Raw genomic sequence first — 15,738 nt, 5'->3', positions numbered from 1 at the left:
TCACCTCTGATCCTCGGTGGTTACAGCTGTCGTCGGCCGCTGGGCAGGCCACGCCGTACCCGGTCGGCCGAAGCCAATCTCGAAGGGAAAGGACCGGAGATGACACCTCCGCACAACTACCTGGCGGTCATCAAGGTCGTCGGCATCGGGGGCGGCGGCGTCAACGCCGTCAACCGGATGATCGAGGTTGGGCTCAAGGGCGTCGAGTTCATCGCGATCAACACCGATGCCCAGGCGCTGCTGATGAGTGACGCCGACGTCAAGCTCGACGTCGGCCGGGAGCTGACCCGCGGCTTGGGCGCCGGGGCCAACCCGGATGTCGGCAAGAACGCCGCCGAGGACCACCGCGACGAGATCGAGGAGGTGCTCAAGGGCGCCGACATGGTCTTCGTGACCTGCGGCGAGGGCGGCGGCACCGGCACCGGCGGGGCGCCCGTGGTGGCGAACATCGCCCGCAAGCTCGGCGCGCTGACCATCGGCGTGGTGACCCGGCCGTTCTCCTTCGAGGGAAAGCGCCGCCAGGTGCAGGCCGAGACCGGAATAGACGAACTGCGCAACCAGTGCGACACCCTGATCGTCATCCCGAACGACCGGCTGCTGGCACTCGGCGACCGCGGCATCAGCATGATGGACGCGTTCCGCACCGCCGACCAGGTGCTGCTCTCCGGTGTGCAGGGCATCACCGACCTGATCACCACCCCGGGTCTGATCAACCTGGACTTCGCCGACGTCAAGAGCGTCATGAGCGGTGCCGGCAGTGCGCTGATGGGCATCGGCAGCGCCCGCGGCGAGAACCGCGCGGTCGAGGCGGCCGAGGCGGCCATCTCCAGCCCGCTGCTGGAGCAGAGCATGGACGGCGCGCGCGGCGTGCTGCTCTCCATCGCCGGCGGCTCCGACCTGGGCCTGTTCGAGATCAACGACGCGGCCCAGCTGGTCACCGACGCGGCCCACCCGGACGCCAACATCATCTTCGGCGCGGTGATCGACGACGCGCTCGGCGACGAGGTGCGGGTGACGGTCATCGCGGCGGGCTTCGACGGCGGCACGCCGGCGTACAAGGCGGCCGAGCCGTCCCGCAAGACCAACACCAACCAGCCGGCGCCGCAGAGCGCTCCGGTCCCGGCGCCGGTCACCATGCCGGCCCCGACCCAGTCGCCGCGTCGGGTGCTCTTCGACGACGTGGACGTGCCCGACTTCCTCAAGAACGGGTCCTGAGCACCGCCGATGACCGACAGCCCAGCCACGGTACGACCGGAGCGGCGTGCCGAACTCGCGGCCGGCCTGGCCCAGGTCCGGGCCCGGATCGCCGACGCGTGCGCGGACGCCGGCCGGGACCGTTCCGAGGTCACGATGATCGCGGTGACCAAGACCTACCCGGCGGACGACGTACTGGCGCTGGCCGGGCTCGGGGTGACCGACGTGGGGGAGAACCGCGACCAGGAGGCGGCCGGTAAGGCCGCCGAGGTGGCCGCGGCCGGGGTGAGCCCGCGCTGGCACTTCATCGGCCAGCTACAGCGCAACAAGGCCCGTTCGGTGGTCCGGTACGCCGACGTGGTGCACTCCGTCGACAGTGTCCGGCTGGCCCGGGCGCTGGCCACCGCGGCGGCCGACCGGGAGCGACCGTTGGCCGCCCTGGTGCAGGTGAGCATCGACGGCGATCCGGCCCGGGGTGGCGCGCTGCCCGATTCGGCCGACCCGAGCGTCGGGCTGGAGGCGGTGGCCGAGGCGCTGGCCGGTGCGTCGGCCCTGCGGCTGGCCGGCCTGATGGCGGTGGCGCCGCTGGGCTGGGCGCCGGAGCGGGCTTTCGCCCGGCTGGCCGAGGTGGCCGAGGCGTTTCGCGCGGTCCACCCGGGAGCGAGCGCGTTGTCCGCTGGAATGAGCGGCGACCTGGAAATCGCGATCCGATACGGCGCGACACATGTCCGCGTCGGTAGCGCGTTGCTCGGAATGCGCCCCACGCTGCGGTAGCCTGACCGCGAAAGAAGCAAATTACATCAGTGTTGTTTCAGGGACGGCGTCTCCTTGTCGGGGGTCGTGGCGTGCGACGCGAATCGCGCGCCAGGGGATTGCCGTTCCGGTCCGATGGGCATGGTTGTCCAATCGCGACGAGCGACATGGCACGGGGGCGCGTGCCGCACGGCGGACGGAAGGGCGCGGGATGGGTGCACTGCGCAAGGCGGGGGTCTGGCTCGGTCTGGTCGAAGAGGACGACGAGCGGGCCTACGATGACGGTGGCTACGACAAGGGTGGCTACCGTGACTCGCGGTACCGGCAGAGCCGGTACGCCGAGGAGTTCGCTGACGAGGACGACGACGACACCGAGGAGCCGCCGGCTCCCCGGCCGCGGGCCAGTGAGCGGGGTCGGCTCTCCGACCGGGCGAACGGGCGCGTCAGCGACTCCGACCGGGGCGACGGCGAGCGTCCGGAGCGGGTCGAGCGGTCCAGCGTCCGGTCGATCACCCGGTCGTCTGCCGGCGAGACCTCCGGTGCGCTGACCTACCACACCCGGGACAACCTTGCCCTCGCGCCGCAGGCCAGCCTGCGTGAGCGGGCGGTGCCCGAGGAGGAGCAGCGCTACCAAATCACCACGCTGCACCCGACCACCTACCGGGAGGCGCGCACCATCGGTGAGCACTTCCGCGACGGGGTGCCGGTGATCATCAACCTCACCGAGATGGATGAGGCCGATGCCCGCCGTCTGGTTGACTTCGCCGCCGGTCTGGCGTTCGGGCTGCGCGGTACGATCGAGCGCGTGACCAATCGGGTGTTCCTGCTCTCACCGGCCAATGTCCAGGTCACCGCGGAGGACAAGGCCAAGATCGCTGAGGGCGGTTTTTTCAGTCTGAGTTGATCCCGCCCGACCCGAGGGACGTCGCTGACCGTGTTGTCGATCTTGCTGCAAGTGTTGTACCTGATCCTTTATGTCTTCCTGCTCCTTCTTCTGTCCAGGTTTGTGCTGAGCGCCGTCCTGCAGTACGGCCGTCGGTGGCAACCGGGGCGTGGAGCATCGGCAGGATTGGAATCCGTGTGGAGCGTCACTGATCCCCCTCTCAACGCGTTGAGGCGTGTGATCCCTCCGCTGCGAATTGGTACCGTGAGCATCGACCTGGCCTCCCTTGTGCTCCTGGTTATCCTGTTCGTGCTGATGGAGTTCGTGTTAGGGCCGTCGATCAGGGCATCTGCCTGATGACCGACGCGCTTTCGCGGCCGCAACTGACCCGAGGAGTTTCGATGCCGCTGACCCCGGCCGACGTCCACAACGTCGCCTTCAAAAAGCCGCCGATCGGCAAGCGGGGCTATGACGAGGAGGAGGTCGACGCCTTCCTGGACGAGGTCGAGCGCGAGCTCGCCCGTCTCATCGAGGAGAACAACGAACTGCGCGCCCAGGTGGAGCGCGGCGGCCGTGGCGGTGCCCCCGCCGGCCCCGGCGGCGACGCCCGACTGGCGGCAGAGCTCAACGACGTCAAGGCCCAGCTTGACCGGGTGCAGCGCGACAAGGCGTCCGCCGAGCAGGCCGCCCGCGCCATGCAGGCCGAGCTGGAGCAGGTTCGCGCGACCGGCGGCCCGGCGGTCACCGGTGACGGTGAGCAGCAGGCCCTGCGCGTGCTGATGATGGCCCAGCGCACCGCCGACGACCACGTGTCCGACGCGCGCCGCGAGGCCGACCAGCTGCTGTCCGAGGCCCGCGGCAAGGCCGAGGAGGTGACCCGCGAGGCTCGCGCGAAGGCCGACGCCCTCGAGCGGGACGCCCGCCAGCGGCACCAGGAGGCCATGGGTGGCCTGGACGCCAAGCGCACGGCGCTGCAGAAGCACATCGAAGAGCTCAAGCAGTTCGAGCGCGAGTACCGCACCCGCCTCAAGGCCTACCTGGAGAGCCAGCTGCGTGACCTCGACGGTCGCGGCCAGGGCCTCGAGGCCGAGATGACCCGCTCCGAGGCAGGCCGGGTCGCCGGTGGTGGCAACGGGCTGGCCGCGGCGGGCCTCGCCGGTTCGTACGGCGGCGGCGGGCGCTCCGGCGCCCTCGAAGCCGGACGCTGAGCACCGGCCGGCGATCGCGTCCGCCGATGGTGACGGTCGCCGGCCCCGCCTGGACGGTACGACGCGGCGGGGGTGAGCCGTGATAGTCGCAAGTCTGCTGCTCATCCTCGTCGCGGTGGTGCTGCTGGTGCTCGGCCTGGCCGGTGGCTCCAGCTTTATGTTGATCATCTCCATCGCGGCCAGTCTGCTGGCCGCCGTGGCGTTGGTGGTGGGCGCCCGCCAGGCAGCCGCCAACCGCGCGACGGCGGAGCCCGGCCGGCCCGGCTGGCGGCACCCCGGAGCGCCCCGCACGGCCAACCAGGCCGGACCGGGTGTCGCGTACGGGCCGCCGCTGGTTGAGCCGGAAGTCCCGGTCCAGCACGTGCCCACGACGTTCGGTACCGGCGGCACCGGGTGGCGGCAACCACCCGAGCCGCCGGCCGACCACGCGTCGCCCTTCGACGCGCCGGTGGAGCAGGGGCCGCCCTTCGCGACCCCGGCCGATCAGGCGAACACCTCCGGCGGCCAGGTGTCTCCCTTCGCGGCCCCGGTCGACGAGGCGGCACGCCTCGATGCCCCGGCGGCCGAGGCCGCAGACGACGAGCCGACCGAGCAACCGATCACCCCGGCCGAGGCGGCCCGGGTCGCCCGGTTGCCCGACCCCGTCGAGGTGGTGGACGGTCGGCCCCGGTACCACCTCGCCACCTGCTCGCACCTGGCCGACCGGGTGCCCGAGACGCTGCCGGTCGCCGAGGCCGTCGAGCTCGGCTTCACCCCGTGCGCGCACTGCGCGCCGGCCACCGCCCTGCTGGCCGACGCCCGGCCGATCTGAAACGGCGTCCGGTGACCGCCCAGGACACGCTCACCGTGGCGGTACGGGTGAAGCCCAACGCATCCCGGGACCGGGTCGGCGGCCGGTTCGACGGCCCGCACGGCCCCGCCCTGGTGATCGCGGTGCACGCCCCCGCCGTCGACGGTCGGGCCACCGAGGCCGCCCGCCGGGCGTTGGCCGGCGCATTGGGCGTCCGGCCGGCGGCGGTGTCGCTGCGTACCGGCGCGGCCAGCCGGGACAAGCTCTTCCTCGTCGACCGTCCCGGCCCGGGGCTGTCCGAGGTGCTGTGCCGCCTGCGCGACGGATCCGCCGGGTGAGGAACGCCCGGGCCAGGCAACCGTGACGCCCGGGCTGGATATCGCGCTGCTCCTCGGCGCGGCCGTGCTGCTGGTGGCGGTCGGCGCGGTCCGGCTCTCCACCCGGCTCGGGGTGCCCAGCCTCCTGGTCTACCTGGCGCTGGGCGTGGCGATCGGCGAGTCCGGGCTGGGCATCCGCTTCGACGACGTCGACCTGACGCGGACCCTCGGCTTCTGCGCCCTGATCGTGATCATCGCGGAGGGTGGCCTGACCGCCCGGTGGAGCACCCTGCGTCCGGTGCTCGGGCTGGCCGCCGCGCTCTCCACGGTCGGCGTGGTGGTCAGCATCGGGGTGGTCGGCGTCGTACTGCACCTGCTGCTCGGGCTGGACTGGCGGCTGGCGCTGCTCTACGGCGCGGTGCTCTCCTCGACCGACGCGGCCGCTGTCTTCGCCACCCTGCGCCGGCTGCGCCTGCCACCCCGGCCGGTGGCCACGTTGGAGGCCGAGTCGGGCATGAACGACGCCCCGGTGGTGCTGCTGGTGGTGCTCCTGTCCCACGAGGGCTGGTCGCACCCGTGGTGGTACGAGGCCGGCCTGGTCGCCTACGAGTTGGGCGTCGGCGCCGCGGTGGGCGTGGGCGTCGGCCTGGGCGGCGCCTGGGCGCTGCGCCGGGCGGCACTGCCCTCCTCAGGGCTGTACCCGATCGCCGCGGTGGGGATCACCGTGCTGGCGTACGCCGCGGGGGCGGTGCTGCACGCCTCGGGGTTCCTTGCCGTCTACGTGGCCGGGGTGCTGCTGGGCAATGCCCGGCTGCCGCACCGGCAGGCGATTCTCGGCTTCGCCGACGGGCTGGCCTGGCTCGCCCAGATCGGCCTGTTCGTGCTGCTCGGGCTGCTGGTCTCGCCGGTCCGGCTGGACGCGGCGGTGCTGCCGGCGGTGGTCGCCGGCCTGGCGCTGGTGCTGCTGGCCCGGCCGCTGTCGGTGTTCGTGTCGGCGCTGCCGTTCCAGGTCGGCCTGCGCGAGCAGGCGTTCCTGTCCTGGGCCGGGCTCCGGGGGGCGGTGCCGATCGTGCTGGCCACCATTCCGCTCTCCGAACGGGTGCCCGGCGCGGAACGGCTCTTCGACGCCGTCTTCGTGCTGGTGGTGATCTTCACGCTGGTGCAGACCGGGACGCTCGGGCCGTTCGCCCGCCGGCTGGGGGTGACCGCGCCGGCCGAGGCCACCGAGATCCACGTGGAGACCGCCCCGCTGGAGCGGATGCGGGCCGACCTGCTCCAGCTGGAGGTACCACCGGGGTCGCGGCTGGCCGGCGTACACGTCGACGAGCTGCGGCTGCCGCTGGGCGCCTCGGTCACCCTGGTGCTGCGCGACGGCGTGGGCTTCGTGCCCGGCCCGGACACTCGACTGAAGACCGGCGACAGCTTGTTGATCGTGGCCACCGCCGGGGTGCGTGACGCCGCCGAGCGGCGGCTGCGGGCGGTCAGCCGGCGGGGTCGGCTGGCCCGGTGGTTTGGTGAGTACGGGGATGAGGCGCCCGGTTGATCTGCTAACGTTCCCTTTGCCCCAGTTAGGCAAGGCTCGGGGCTGTGGAGCGGTGCGACGGTGCGGCACGTTGTCGGACGCCTGTACGTTCCGTATTCTTGCCAACCTCCGGAGTGTGCGGCCTTCGTTGCCGTGCGCCCCTTTTCGTACATAGGGGACGCCCTGGTCGGCGCCCCCTGACCAGGCATCGCGGGCCACCCCGGTGCCGCGGCCGAGGGAGCGACCCATGGCGAAGCCAGCCGACACCAAGACCGCCGGCCGAAAGCCGGTGGCCAAGGCCACCCGCAGCGCGGCGGAGACCGAGAAGATCCGGGCGGCGCTGGCGGCGCGGCGGGACGAGCTTCGCGCCGAGTACGATCAGACGCTGAGTGAGATCACCGAGCTGCAGCGCGATCGGCTGACCGACTCGGCCGGGGACGACCAGGCCGACACGGGCACCAAGACGCTCGAGCGGGAGCAGGAGATCTCTCTCGCCAACAGCATCCTGGAACGGATCACGCAGGTCGAGCGCGCCCTGGAGCGCCTCGACGAGGGTGGATACGGCTGGTGCGAGCGGTGCGGCAACCCGATCCCGGTCGAGCGCCTCGCCGCCTTCCCATCCGCCACCCTGTGCGTGACGTGCAAGCAGCTGGAGGAGCGGCGCTGAGGTCCGCTCCCCGGCGGCGATGAGACGGTGAGCGATCACCGCCGAGACTGTCGATGGGGAGCGCATGACCGCAGCACCGTCCGCCGAACCCGGCCGCACCGACCCGGGCGGGGGTAAACGCCGGCCCCGGGCCATCGCGATCCTCGCCGGAGTCGCCCTGGTGGCCCTGCTGGCCGACCTGGTCACCAAGCACCTCGCGCTGGCCGCGCTGACCGACCGGGAGCCGGTCCGGTTGCTCGGCGGACTGGTCTACCTGAGCCTGACCCGCAACAGCGGTGCGGCGTGGAGCATCGGCTCGGACCACACCTGGGTCTTCCCGCTGATCACCATCGGTGTGGTCGGCTGGATCGTCTGGATGGCACTGCGGCTGCGCTCGCTGCCCTGGGCGATCTCACTCGGCCTGGTGCTCGGCGGCGCGCTGGGCAACCTCATCGACCGGATCTTCCGGGCACCCTCCCCCTTCCACGGGCACGTGGTCGACATGATCAGCCTCTTCGACCCGTACGGCCAGGTCTGGCCGGTGTTCAACCTGGCCGACAGTTCGCTGGTGTGCGGCGTGCTGCTGGCCGTGCTGCTGGAGCTGACGGGCCGTCAGCGTGACGGCCGGCGGGTTGGTCGCGACGGCAAGCCGACCGACGCGAGCGAAGCCACCCACGGCGCCGACCAGCGGGAGCGGGCGTGACCTCCGCGTTCGCCGCTGGCGGCGACCACCGTTCACTGCCCGTGCCCGACGGCCTCGAGGGGATGCGACTGGACCAGGCGGTGTCCCGGCTGTTCGGGCTCTCCCGCACCGCCGCCGCGGCCCTGGTCGATGCCGGGGACGCGCTGGTCGACGGCACGGCCCGGCCCAACTCGCACAAGGTCAAGGCCGGCTCGTGGCTGGATGTCACGCTGCCGGCGCCGGTCGCACCACCGACCATGGTGCCGCAGGCGGTGCCCGGCCTGCGGGTGGTGTACGCCGATGACGACATCGTGGTGGTGGACAAGCCGGTGGGCGTGGCCGCGCACCCGAGCCCGGGCTGGACCGGCCCGACGGTGATCGGCGCGCTGGCGGCGATCGGGCACCGCATCTCCACCAGCGGCGCGGCCGAGCGGCAGGGTGTGGTGCACCGGCTCGACGTGGGCACCACCGGGATCATGGTGGTGGCCAAGAGCGAGCAGGCGTACACCGCGTTGAAGCGGGCCTTCAAGTACCGCGAGGTGGACAAGGGCTACCACGCGGTGGTGCAGGGGCACCTGGACCCGCTGCGCGGCACCGTCGACGCGCCGATCGACCGGCACCCCACCCACGACTACCGTTGGGCCGTGGTCTCCGGCGGCAAGCCGAGCATCACCCACTACGACACGCTGGAGGCGTTCCCGGCGGCCAGCCTGGTCGACGTCCGACTGGAGACCGGCCGGACCCACCAGATCCGGGTGCACTTCTCCACTCTGCGGCACCCCTGTGTGGGCGACCTCACCTACGGTGCCGATCCCACCCTCTCGGCCCGGCTCGGGCTGGCCCGACAGTGGCTGCACGCTCGCGAATTGAGCTTCCTGCACCCCCGAACGGGGGACGAGGTCCGGTTCGTCAGCGACTACCCTGACGACCTGGAACGCGCGCTTCAGGTCCTGCGTGACTGAGCGGCGGCCACCCGACACCGATCCGACGAGGGGATCCCGCCCGTGCGCGCCGGCGACCTGCTGCGGCAGTTGGACCAACGGCTGCTGCCGCCGCTGACCCGGGCCGTGGGCCGGCTGAATGACCGGTCGGCGCGGTTCGGGGTGCTCACCTGGGCCGCTCTGCTCTCCACGGCGGCGGTGCTGGGCACCGCGGTCTGGGCCGCCGACGACACTCCGGTCGGCGACCGGACGGTGGGCGAGGTGACCCGGGTCGGAGTCGTCGACGGCGACTCCGTCCCCGGCTACCTGCGGTCCGCCGCCGCCGACCTGGCCGCGCTGCCGACGGCGGCCCCGGCCACCGGGGACGGGACCTACGCCCTGGTCACGCTTGGCGCGTACCTGCCGCCGCAGCGACTGGCGGCGGTGCTCGGCGACGTGCCGGTCTCGACGGTCTTCGGGCGGGTGCCGCTGCCTGGCCGGCAGACCGAGATCGTGAAGATTCCCGCGCTGCGGGTGCCGGACGACGTGGTCGCCGGGATGGAGCAGGTGGCCGTCCGTAAGGACACCGAGGCCGCCGACTACCGGGCCAGGGCCGCCGCGGTGAGCGGCGACGGTGCCGCCGAGCGGGAGTTGCGCGAGCGGTACGCCAGCGGCGCGGGCGTGGCGGCGGCCGAGGCGGCGGCGTACCGCACCGGCTGCGCCTGCGTCTACGCGGCGGTGGTGCGGGCGACGCCGGGGGTCCTGCGCGGGGTGGCTGCCCGGCCGGACGTGCGGGCGGTCGACCCCGCCCCCGAGGTGTACCGGCTGGACCGCACCGTCTTCACGCCGCCGTTGCCCGAGCAGCACGACGTGGTCCGTCCGCCCGCCGACAGCGGGCCGACTCCGGACCCGACCTCGGACGGGCGCGGGGAGCCGGCGCCGGTGTCCCCGGCGCCGATGGGCGAATCGTCGGAACCCGCACCGGTCGTGACGATCCCGTCACCCGAGCCGTCGTCTGTGGAGCCCACCGAGCCTGCCCCGCCGACCGTCGCCACCTCCCCGGACGCCACCGGTTCCGCGCCGCTGGCACCCAGCCCGTCGTGATCCGCGCCGGGTGATGTGCACGCCGTGGTGTGGTCCGAATAGGGTTTCCTTCGTAGCCTGTCAGACGGAGATCGATGGCGCTGGGAGGGCGGGCCGTGGAGGGCAGTGAGACCGGCTGGGGCCGGCCGGCCGAACCAGCGCCGAGGTGGCGGGCATTGCTGGACCGCGCCCGGCACGGCAGCCGCGCCGCTGAGCAGGCCGAGCCCGAGCGGCGGGCCGAGGAGCCGCCCCCGGCTCCCCTGCCGCGGCGCGCGAACCCCAACGGCTACTCCGGTCGGGCATCGGCCATCGGGCATCCGGCCGAGCTGTCGTACGGCGCGGAGCCCGGTTATCGGGCCGAGGCGACCTACCGGGTCGACCCCGCCTATCGTGCCGAGCCGACGTACCGGGCCGAGCCGGACTACCGGGCGGAGTCCGCGTACCGGGCCGAGCCGGACTACCGGGCGGAGCCCGCGTACCGGGCGGAGCCGGACTATCGCGCCGAGCCGGTGTACCGGGCGGAGCCGGACTATCGGGCCGAGCAGGCGTACCGTGCGGAGCCGGTGTACCGGGCCGAACCCGAACCCGAACCCGAACCCGAGCCGCCGCCGAGCCGGGCCGAGCCGGTCCAGTCGCGCTACGCGCTGCTGGACAACGGCTACCGCAACGGCAGCCCGCCGGTGGAGTCCCGGTACGCGCTGCTGGAGACGGGCTACCAGCCGGAGACCGGCTACCCGCCGGCCCCGCCCGCCCCGCCGGTCACGCCGACCCCGCCGGTCATCCCGCCAGCCGCCCCGGCGGTCGGCTCGGCGATCGCGGAGCGCGGCTACCCGGCCCGGATCGAGTGGCGCCCGCAGGGTGTCGACCCGGAGCTGGAGCGGGCCAGCGGCGTGCTCCGCCGGGAGCTGGGCACCCCCCGGGTGTTCGCGTTCGCCAACCCCAAGGGCGGGGTGCACAAGACCACCGCGACCGTGCTCGCCGCTGCCACGGTCGGCAGCGTCCGCGGGCAGGGCGTGCTGGCCTGGGACGACAACGAGCTGCGCGGCACCCTCGGGCTGCGCGCCGGCAGTGCCCGACACGCCCGGACCATCCGCCACCTGATCACCGACCTGGCCCAGATCGAGATCCTGGAGGGCTCGACCCTGCTGGAGCGGTTGGACGACTACCTGCGGCACGCCTCCGACGGCTCGTACGACGTGCTGGCCGGAGAGGAGAGCCCACGCTTCGCCCAGCGACTGGACCAGTTCACCGTCCGGCGGGTGCTGGAGCTGCTCCGGCGTACCCACGACGTGGTCTGCGTGGACACCGGCAACAACGTGGAGAGCGCCAACTGGCGCACCGTGATGCAGGCCGCCGACCAGCTGGTGGTGACCACCGTGCCGCGTGAGGACGCCGCGTTCAGCGCCGACTGGATGCTCGATCTGCTGCACGAGGAGGGCATGGGAGAGCTGGCCGACAACGCGATCACCCTCATCTCCTGCCCGACGCCGGGCCGCCTGCCGCTGCAGGACGACCTGGAGCGGCACTTCGCCACCCGGACCCGCGGGGTGGCCGTGGTGCCGTACGACCCGGCACTGGAGACCGGCTCCTCGATCGAGTACCACCAGCTACAGCCGGAGACCCGGCAGGCGTGGCTGCACGCGGCGGCGATGATGGTGGAGCCGTTCGCCCGGTGAGCTGGTCTGCCGCCACCGGCGCCCCGGCCCCCCACCGGGCCTGAGAGGATCATCGGGTGAGCCCGGACACCCCCGACCCTGAGCGGCCCGTCGACGACACCGACCGGCCCGCGCCACCCGGCGCGTCAGGTGCGACACCGTCGTCGTCGGCCGAGCCGACGGCCGTGCCACCGCCGGACCGACCGTTGCCGCCAGCCGGGTTCGATCCGGCCAATTCTCCGCCCTCGGCCGCGTACCAGAGCTCGCTGGAGCAGGGCGCCGACCAGCCGCCTCGCCGGATGCGGGTCGCGGCGACGGTGCTCGGGACCGCGCTCGCGCTGGCCGTGCTGGGTGCACCGCTCGGGCTGCTCTGGGCCGCCCTCGCGCCGGACACCCCGGTGCTCAAGACCGCCGAGGGGGCGATCTACGCCGAGCCGCAGCCGGAGCAGCCGATCGCCGCCGACGGCTGGTTCAGCGTGCTCGGGCTCGCCTTCGGGGTGCTCGCGGCGCTCGTCCTGTGGTTCGTGCTGCGCAGGTGGCGTGGCCCGGTCGGGCTGCTCGCCGCCGTGCTGGGCGCACTGGCTGCCGCGCCGGTGGCCTGGCAGGTGGGCCGGGGGGTCGGCCGGGCCACCTTCGACCGGCTGCTGGACACCGCCCCGCCCGGCCAGGCCTTCAGCAAACCCGCCGACCTGCGGGCCGGCGGGGTCGACTGGCTGCTCGGCGTGCTGCCGGTGCCGCACGGCAACCTGCTGCTGCCGGCGTTCGGCGCCGCGATCATGTACACCCTGCTGGCCGGCTGGTCGCGCTGGCCGTCACTGCGCCCGGAGCCGGAGCCCGACCCGACCGCGTTCAGTTGGGCGTTGGCGGGGACGCCAACTCCGCCAGCGGCACCGGAACCGCCCGCACCTGGCGCAGCAGAGCCGCCTCGCGGTTGAGCAGCCGCAACTCGGCACGGAGCCGGGCGGCGGTGTCGTCGATCGCCAGCAGCCGCTGCCGGTCGTCGACGGTCAGCGCCGCGGTGGCCGCCACCAGGTGGGAGAGCACGGTCGGGTCCTCCGGCAACTGCTCGGAGATCTCCTCCGGGTCGGACCGGATCAGGCCCAGGTACTGCCGGAACACGGCGATCACCCGGGCGGCGAGCAGGTCGGCGACCTCATCCGAGCCGGCCGGCTCGGGCAGCCACTCGACCTCGGCGGTCAGGTAGGGCGCGGAGCGGTCGTCGACGTCGGCGACCCGGAACCGGCGCCGGCCGACCGTGACGATGTCGAAGCCGCCGTCGGGCAGCTTGGTCACCTGGCGCAGCTCGGCGGTGCAGCCCACCTCGTGCAGGGTGACGTCGCCGCTGACGGGCGTCGCCCGCGTGCCTGGCCCGGTCGGCGCGACCTCCCAGCCAGCCTGGATGGCCACCACCCCGAACTCGCGCGGGGCACCCTCGGGCAGGTCGACCAGGTGTCGGACCAGAGCCCGGTAGCGCTCCTCGAAGATGTGCAGCGGTAGCACCAACCCGGGAAAGAGCACCGTTGCGAGCGGGAACACCGGCAGCCGTGCGGTCACAGGTCGAGCCTAGCCAATCCTGACCGCGTCGGCGTGGCCCGGCTCACCGTCCCGGCTGGCGGGCGGCCCGGGTGGGCTCCGGACCGGCCGCCTAGACTCGCAAGGGTGCTGAATCGGATCGACCTGCGCAATGGTCTCGGTGACCCGCGCCGCCTGCTGCCCCGTGCCCAGCTCGACGTGTCGGTGGCCGTCGAGCGGATCCGGCCACTGGTGGAGGCGGTCCGGGAGCATGGGTACCCGGCGATCCGGGAGGCCAGTGAGCGGTTCGACGGCGTCTCGCCCGAGGTGCTGCGGGTGCCGGTCGAGGCGATCGCCGAGGCCGAGGGGGTGCTCGACCCGGAGGTGCGCGCCGCGCTGCTGGAGTCGATCAGCCGCACCCGCCGGGTGCACGCCGACCAGCGGCGCACCGAGCACACCACGCAGGTGGTGCCCGGCGGCACGGTCACCGAGCGGTGGCTGCCGGTCGACCGGGTGGGCCTGTACGTCCCCGGCGGGCTGGCCATGTACCCGTCGACTGTCGTGATGAACGTGGTGCCGGCCCAGGCGGCCGGGGTGCGCTCGCTGGTGGTGGTCAGCCCACCACAGAAGGACAACGGTGGCCTGCCCGACCCCCGGGTCCTCGCCGCGTGCGCGTTGCTCGGCGTCGACGAGGTCTACGCCGTGGGCGGTGCCCAGGCGGTGTCGATGCTGGCGTACGGCGCCGCGGTCGACCCGGCGGGTGAGGCGCGCTGCGAGCCGGTGGACCTGGTCACCGGCCCGGGCAACATCTGGGTGACCGCCGCCAAGCGGCTGCTGCGTGGTGTGGTCGGCATCGACGCCGAGGCCGGGCCGACCGAGATCGCCATCCTGGCCGACGACACGGCCGATCCGGCCCACGTCGCCGCCGACCTGATCAGTCAGGCCGAGCACGACCCGCTCGCCGCGAGCGTGCTGGTCACCCCGTCGGTGGCGCTGGTCGAGGCGGTCGAGCGGGAGTTGGCCCGGCAGGTGCCGGCGACCAAGCACACCGAGCGGGTGACCGCCGCGCTGACCGGTGAGCAGAGCGGCGTGGTCCTGGTCGACGACCTCGAGGCCGGGCTGCGGGTGGTCGACGCGTACGCGGCCGAGCACCTGGAGATCCAGACGGTCGACGCCCGGGAGTGGGCGCTGCGGGTACGCAACGCGGGGGCGATCTTCGTGGGCGCCTGGTCGCCGGTGTCGCTCGGCGACTACTGCGCCGGCTCCAACCACGTGCTGCCCACCGGTGGCTGCGCCCGGCACTCCTCGGGGCTGTCCGTGCAGTCGTTCCTGCGCGGCGTGCACCTGATCGAATACACCGAGGACGCGCTGCGCGAGGTGGCCCCGCACGTGGTCACCCTGGCCACTGTGGAGGACCTGCCCGCGCACGGCCAGGCGGTCCGGGCCCGCTTCCCGGGAGGGTCGGCGTGAGCTCGCTCGACGACCTGCCGATCCGCGACGACCTGCGCGGGCTGTCGCCGTACGGAGCGCCGCAGCTGGACGTGCCGGTGCGGCTGAACACCAACGAGAACTCCTACCCGGTGCCCGAGCCGGTGGTCGAGGCGATCGGCAAGGCACTCACGGCCGAGCTGCGCGAGCTGAACCGCTACCCGGACCGGGACGCCGTGGCGCTCCGAGCCGACCTGGCCGGTTACCTCGGGCACGGGCTCACCGTCGAGCAGGTGTGGGCGGCCAACGGCTCCAACGAGATCCAGCAGCAGCTGCTCCAGGCGTTCGGTGGTCCGGGTCGCAGTGCGCTCGGCTTCGTCCCGGCGTACTCGATGCACCCGCTGCTGGCGCTCGGCACCGGCACCCGGTGGGTGCCGGTGCGGCGCGGCGTCGACTTCGGGCTGACCGCCGACGAGGCGGTGGCCCAGGTCCGCGAGCACCGGCCCGACGTGGTCTTCCTCTGCTCGCCGAACAACCCGACCGGCACCGCGCTGGACCCGGCGGTGGTCGCCGCGGTGCTCGACGCCGCGTCCGGCATGGTGGTGGTCGACGAGGCGTACGCCGAGTTCGCTCGGCCCGGCACGGTCAGCGCCCTCGCCGTGCTGCCCGGGCATCCGCGGCTGGTGGTCACCCGGACGATGAGCAAGGCGTTCGGCTTCGCCGGCGGGCGGCTGGGCTACCTGGCCGCCGATGCGGCGGTGGTGCAGGCCGTGCAGCTGGTCCGGCTGCCGTACCACCTCTCCGCGCTGACCCAGGCCGCCGCCCGCGCGGCGCTGGCCCACCGCGACGCTCTGCTCGGTACGGTGAGCGCGATCATGGTGCAGCGGGACCGGATCGTGGCGACGCTGCGCGGGCGCGGCCTGCGGGTGGCCGACAGCGACGCCAACTTCGTGCTCTTCGAGGTGGGCGGTGACCAGGCCACCGCCTGGCGCGTTCTGCTGGAGCAGGGTGTGCTGGTCCGCGACGTCGGCCTGCCCGGCTGGCTGCGGGTCACCGCCGGCACCCCCGCCGAAACTGACGCCTTCCTTGCCGCGATGGAGAGACTGCCATCGGAGCGCGGGGAGTGAGCGTGCGAGACCCGCAGT

At 73.4% G+C, this 15,738-nt stretch carries 17 protein-coding genes; 16 read left to right on the top strand and 1 reads right to left on the bottom strand.

The window, feature by feature from the left end:
• The first annotated feature begins 99 nt into the window (after positions 1-99).
• The 14 genes from ftsZ to OG470_RS34750 all read left to right on the top strand — a co-directional run bounded on the left by ftsZ (position 100) and on the right by OG470_RS34750 (position 12,588).
• Positions 100-1,215: a cell division protein FtsZ gene (gene ftsZ / locus OG470_RS34815; RefSeq protein ID WP_328418877.1), complete on the top strand. Its 1,116-nt coding sequence runs from the start codon at positions 100-102 to the stop codon at positions 1,213-1,215.
• Positions 1,216-1,224: 9 nt separating this feature from the next.
• Entirely contained in the window at positions 1,225-1,968 is a 744-nt protein-coding gene (locus tag OG470_RS34810) for a YggS family pyridoxal phosphate-dependent enzyme (protein WP_328418876.1), read from the top strand.
• A 190-nt stretch (positions 1,969-2,158) separates the two neighbouring features.
• Entirely contained in the window at positions 2,159-2,851 is a 693-nt protein-coding gene (locus OG470_RS34805; RefSeq protein WP_328418875.1) for a cell division protein SepF, read from the top strand.
• A 30-nt stretch (positions 2,852-2,881) separates the two neighbouring features.
• Entirely contained in the window at positions 2,882-3,187 is a 306-nt protein-coding gene (locus OG470_RS34800) for a YggT family protein (RefSeq protein WP_030334503.1), read from the top strand.
• 44 nt (positions 3,188-3,231) lie between these two features.
• On the top strand, positions 3,232-4,038 hold the full coding sequence (locus OG470_RS34795; protein WP_328426792.1) for a DivIVA domain-containing protein: 807 nt from the start codon (positions 3,232-3,234) through the stop codon (positions 4,036-4,038).
• Between the two features lie 79 nt (positions 4,039-4,117).
• The gene (locus tag OG470_RS34790) at positions 4,118-4,849 is read left to right on the top strand and encodes a hypothetical protein (protein ID WP_328418874.1); all 732 of its coding nucleotides are present in this window, start codon (positions 4,118-4,120) and stop codon (positions 4,847-4,849) included.
• Between the two features lie 11 nt (positions 4,850-4,860).
• Positions 4,861-5,166 carry a DUF167 domain-containing protein gene (locus OG470_RS34785; RefSeq protein WP_328418873.1) on the top strand — a complete coding sequence of 102 codons (306 nt, stop codon included), beginning with the start codon at positions 4,861-4,863 and terminating at the stop codon, positions 5,164-5,166.
• A gap of 22 nt (positions 5,167-5,188) precedes the next feature.
• Positions 5,189-6,688 (top strand): potassium/proton antiporter, encoded by a 1,500-nt coding sequence (locus tag OG470_RS34780; protein ID WP_328418872.1) that lies wholly within the window; start codon positions 5,189-5,191, stop codon positions 6,686-6,688.
• Positions 6,689-6,914: 226 nt separating this feature from the next.
• Positions 6,915-7,334, top strand: coding sequence for a TraR/DksA family transcriptional regulator (locus OG470_RS34775; protein WP_328418871.1), 420 nt, complete (start codon positions 6,915-6,917; stop codon positions 7,332-7,334).
• 64 nt (positions 7,335-7,398) lie between these two features.
• Positions 7,399-8,016 (top strand): signal peptidase II, encoded by a 618-nt coding sequence (lspA, locus tag OG470_RS34770; protein ID WP_328418870.1) that lies wholly within the window; start codon positions 7,399-7,401, stop codon positions 8,014-8,016.
• Positions 8,013-8,957: an RluA family pseudouridine synthase gene (locus tag OG470_RS34765; protein WP_328418869.1), complete on the top strand. Its 945-nt coding sequence runs from the start codon at positions 8,013-8,015 to the stop codon at positions 8,955-8,957. The genes lspA and OG470_RS34765 overlap by 4 nt, the downstream gene beginning before the upstream one ends.
• Before the next feature lie 42 nt (positions 8,958-8,999).
• A complete protein-coding gene (locus OG470_RS34760) occupies positions 9,000-10,019 on the top strand; it encodes a hypothetical protein (RefSeq protein WP_328418868.1) in 1,020 nt (339 codons plus the stop codon).
• Positions 10,020-10,093: 74 nt separating this feature from the next.
• The gene (locus OG470_RS34755) at positions 10,094-11,674 is read left to right on the top strand and encodes a MinD/ParA family ATP-binding protein (protein ID WP_328418867.1); all 1,581 of its coding nucleotides are present in this window, start codon (positions 10,094-10,096) and stop codon (positions 11,672-11,674) included.
• Between the two features lie 56 nt (positions 11,675-11,730).
• Positions 11,731-12,588, top strand: coding sequence for a DUF2567 domain-containing protein (locus OG470_RS34750; RefSeq protein WP_328418866.1), 858 nt, complete (start codon positions 11,731-11,733; stop codon positions 12,586-12,588).
• Here OG470_RS34750 and OG470_RS34745 read toward each other — a convergent pair.
• On the bottom strand, positions 12,503-13,207 hold the full coding sequence (locus OG470_RS34745) for an LON peptidase substrate-binding domain-containing protein (RefSeq protein ID WP_328418865.1): 705 nt from the start codon (positions 13,205-13,207) through the stop codon (positions 12,503-12,505). The two genes, OG470_RS34750 and OG470_RS34745, sit on opposite strands and share 86 nt — an antisense overlap.
• A gap of 105 nt (positions 13,208-13,312) precedes the next feature.
• Here OG470_RS34745 and hisD point away from each other — a divergent pair, with 105 nt between their 5' ends.
• Positions 13,313-14,635, top strand: coding sequence for a histidinol dehydrogenase (hisD, locus tag OG470_RS34740; protein ID WP_328418864.1), 1,323 nt, complete (start codon positions 13,313-13,315; stop codon positions 14,633-14,635).
• Positions 14,632-15,720 (top strand): histidinol-phosphate transaminase, encoded by a 1,089-nt coding sequence (locus OG470_RS34735; RefSeq protein ID WP_328418863.1) that lies wholly within the window; start codon positions 14,632-14,634, stop codon positions 15,718-15,720. The genes hisD and OG470_RS34735 overlap by 4 nt, the downstream gene beginning before the upstream one ends.
• The last annotated feature ends 18 nt before the right edge of the window (positions 15,721-15,738 follow it).

This window comes from Micromonospora sp. NBC_00389 (assembly GCF_036059255.1).
Classification (GTDB): domain Bacteria; phylum Actinomycetota; class Actinomycetes; order Mycobacteriales; family Micromonosporaceae; genus Micromonospora.
This window is presented reverse-complemented; position numbering and strand designations above follow the sequence as displayed.

Bases quoted from the DNA above. Each gene is read 5' to 3' on its own strand.
- ftsZ (WP_328418877.1), top strand. From the start codon at position 100: ATGACACCTCCGCACAACTACCTGGCGGTCATCAAGGTCGTCGGCATC.
- OG470_RS34810 (WP_328418876.1), top strand. From the start codon at position 1,225: ATGACCGACAGCCCAGCCACGGTACGACCGGAGCGGCGTGCCGAACTC.
- OG470_RS34805 (WP_328418875.1), top strand. From the start codon at position 2,159: ATGGGTGCACTGCGCAAGGCGGGGGTCTGGCTCGGTCTGGTCGAAGAG.
- OG470_RS34795 (WP_328426792.1), top strand. From the start codon at position 3,232: ATGCCGCTGACCCCGGCCGACGTCCACAACGTCGCCTTCAAAAAGCCG.
- OG470_RS34775 (WP_328418871.1), top strand. From the start codon at position 6,915: ATGGCGAAGCCAGCCGACACCAAGACCGCCGGCCGAAAGCCGGTGGCC.
- lspA (WP_328418870.1), top strand. From the start codon at position 7,399: ATGACCGCAGCACCGTCCGCCGAACCCGGCCGCACCGACCCGGGCGGG.
- OG470_RS34755 (WP_328418867.1), top strand. From the start codon at position 10,094: ATGGCGCTGGGAGGGCGGGCCGTGGAGGGCAGTGAGACCGGCTGGGGC.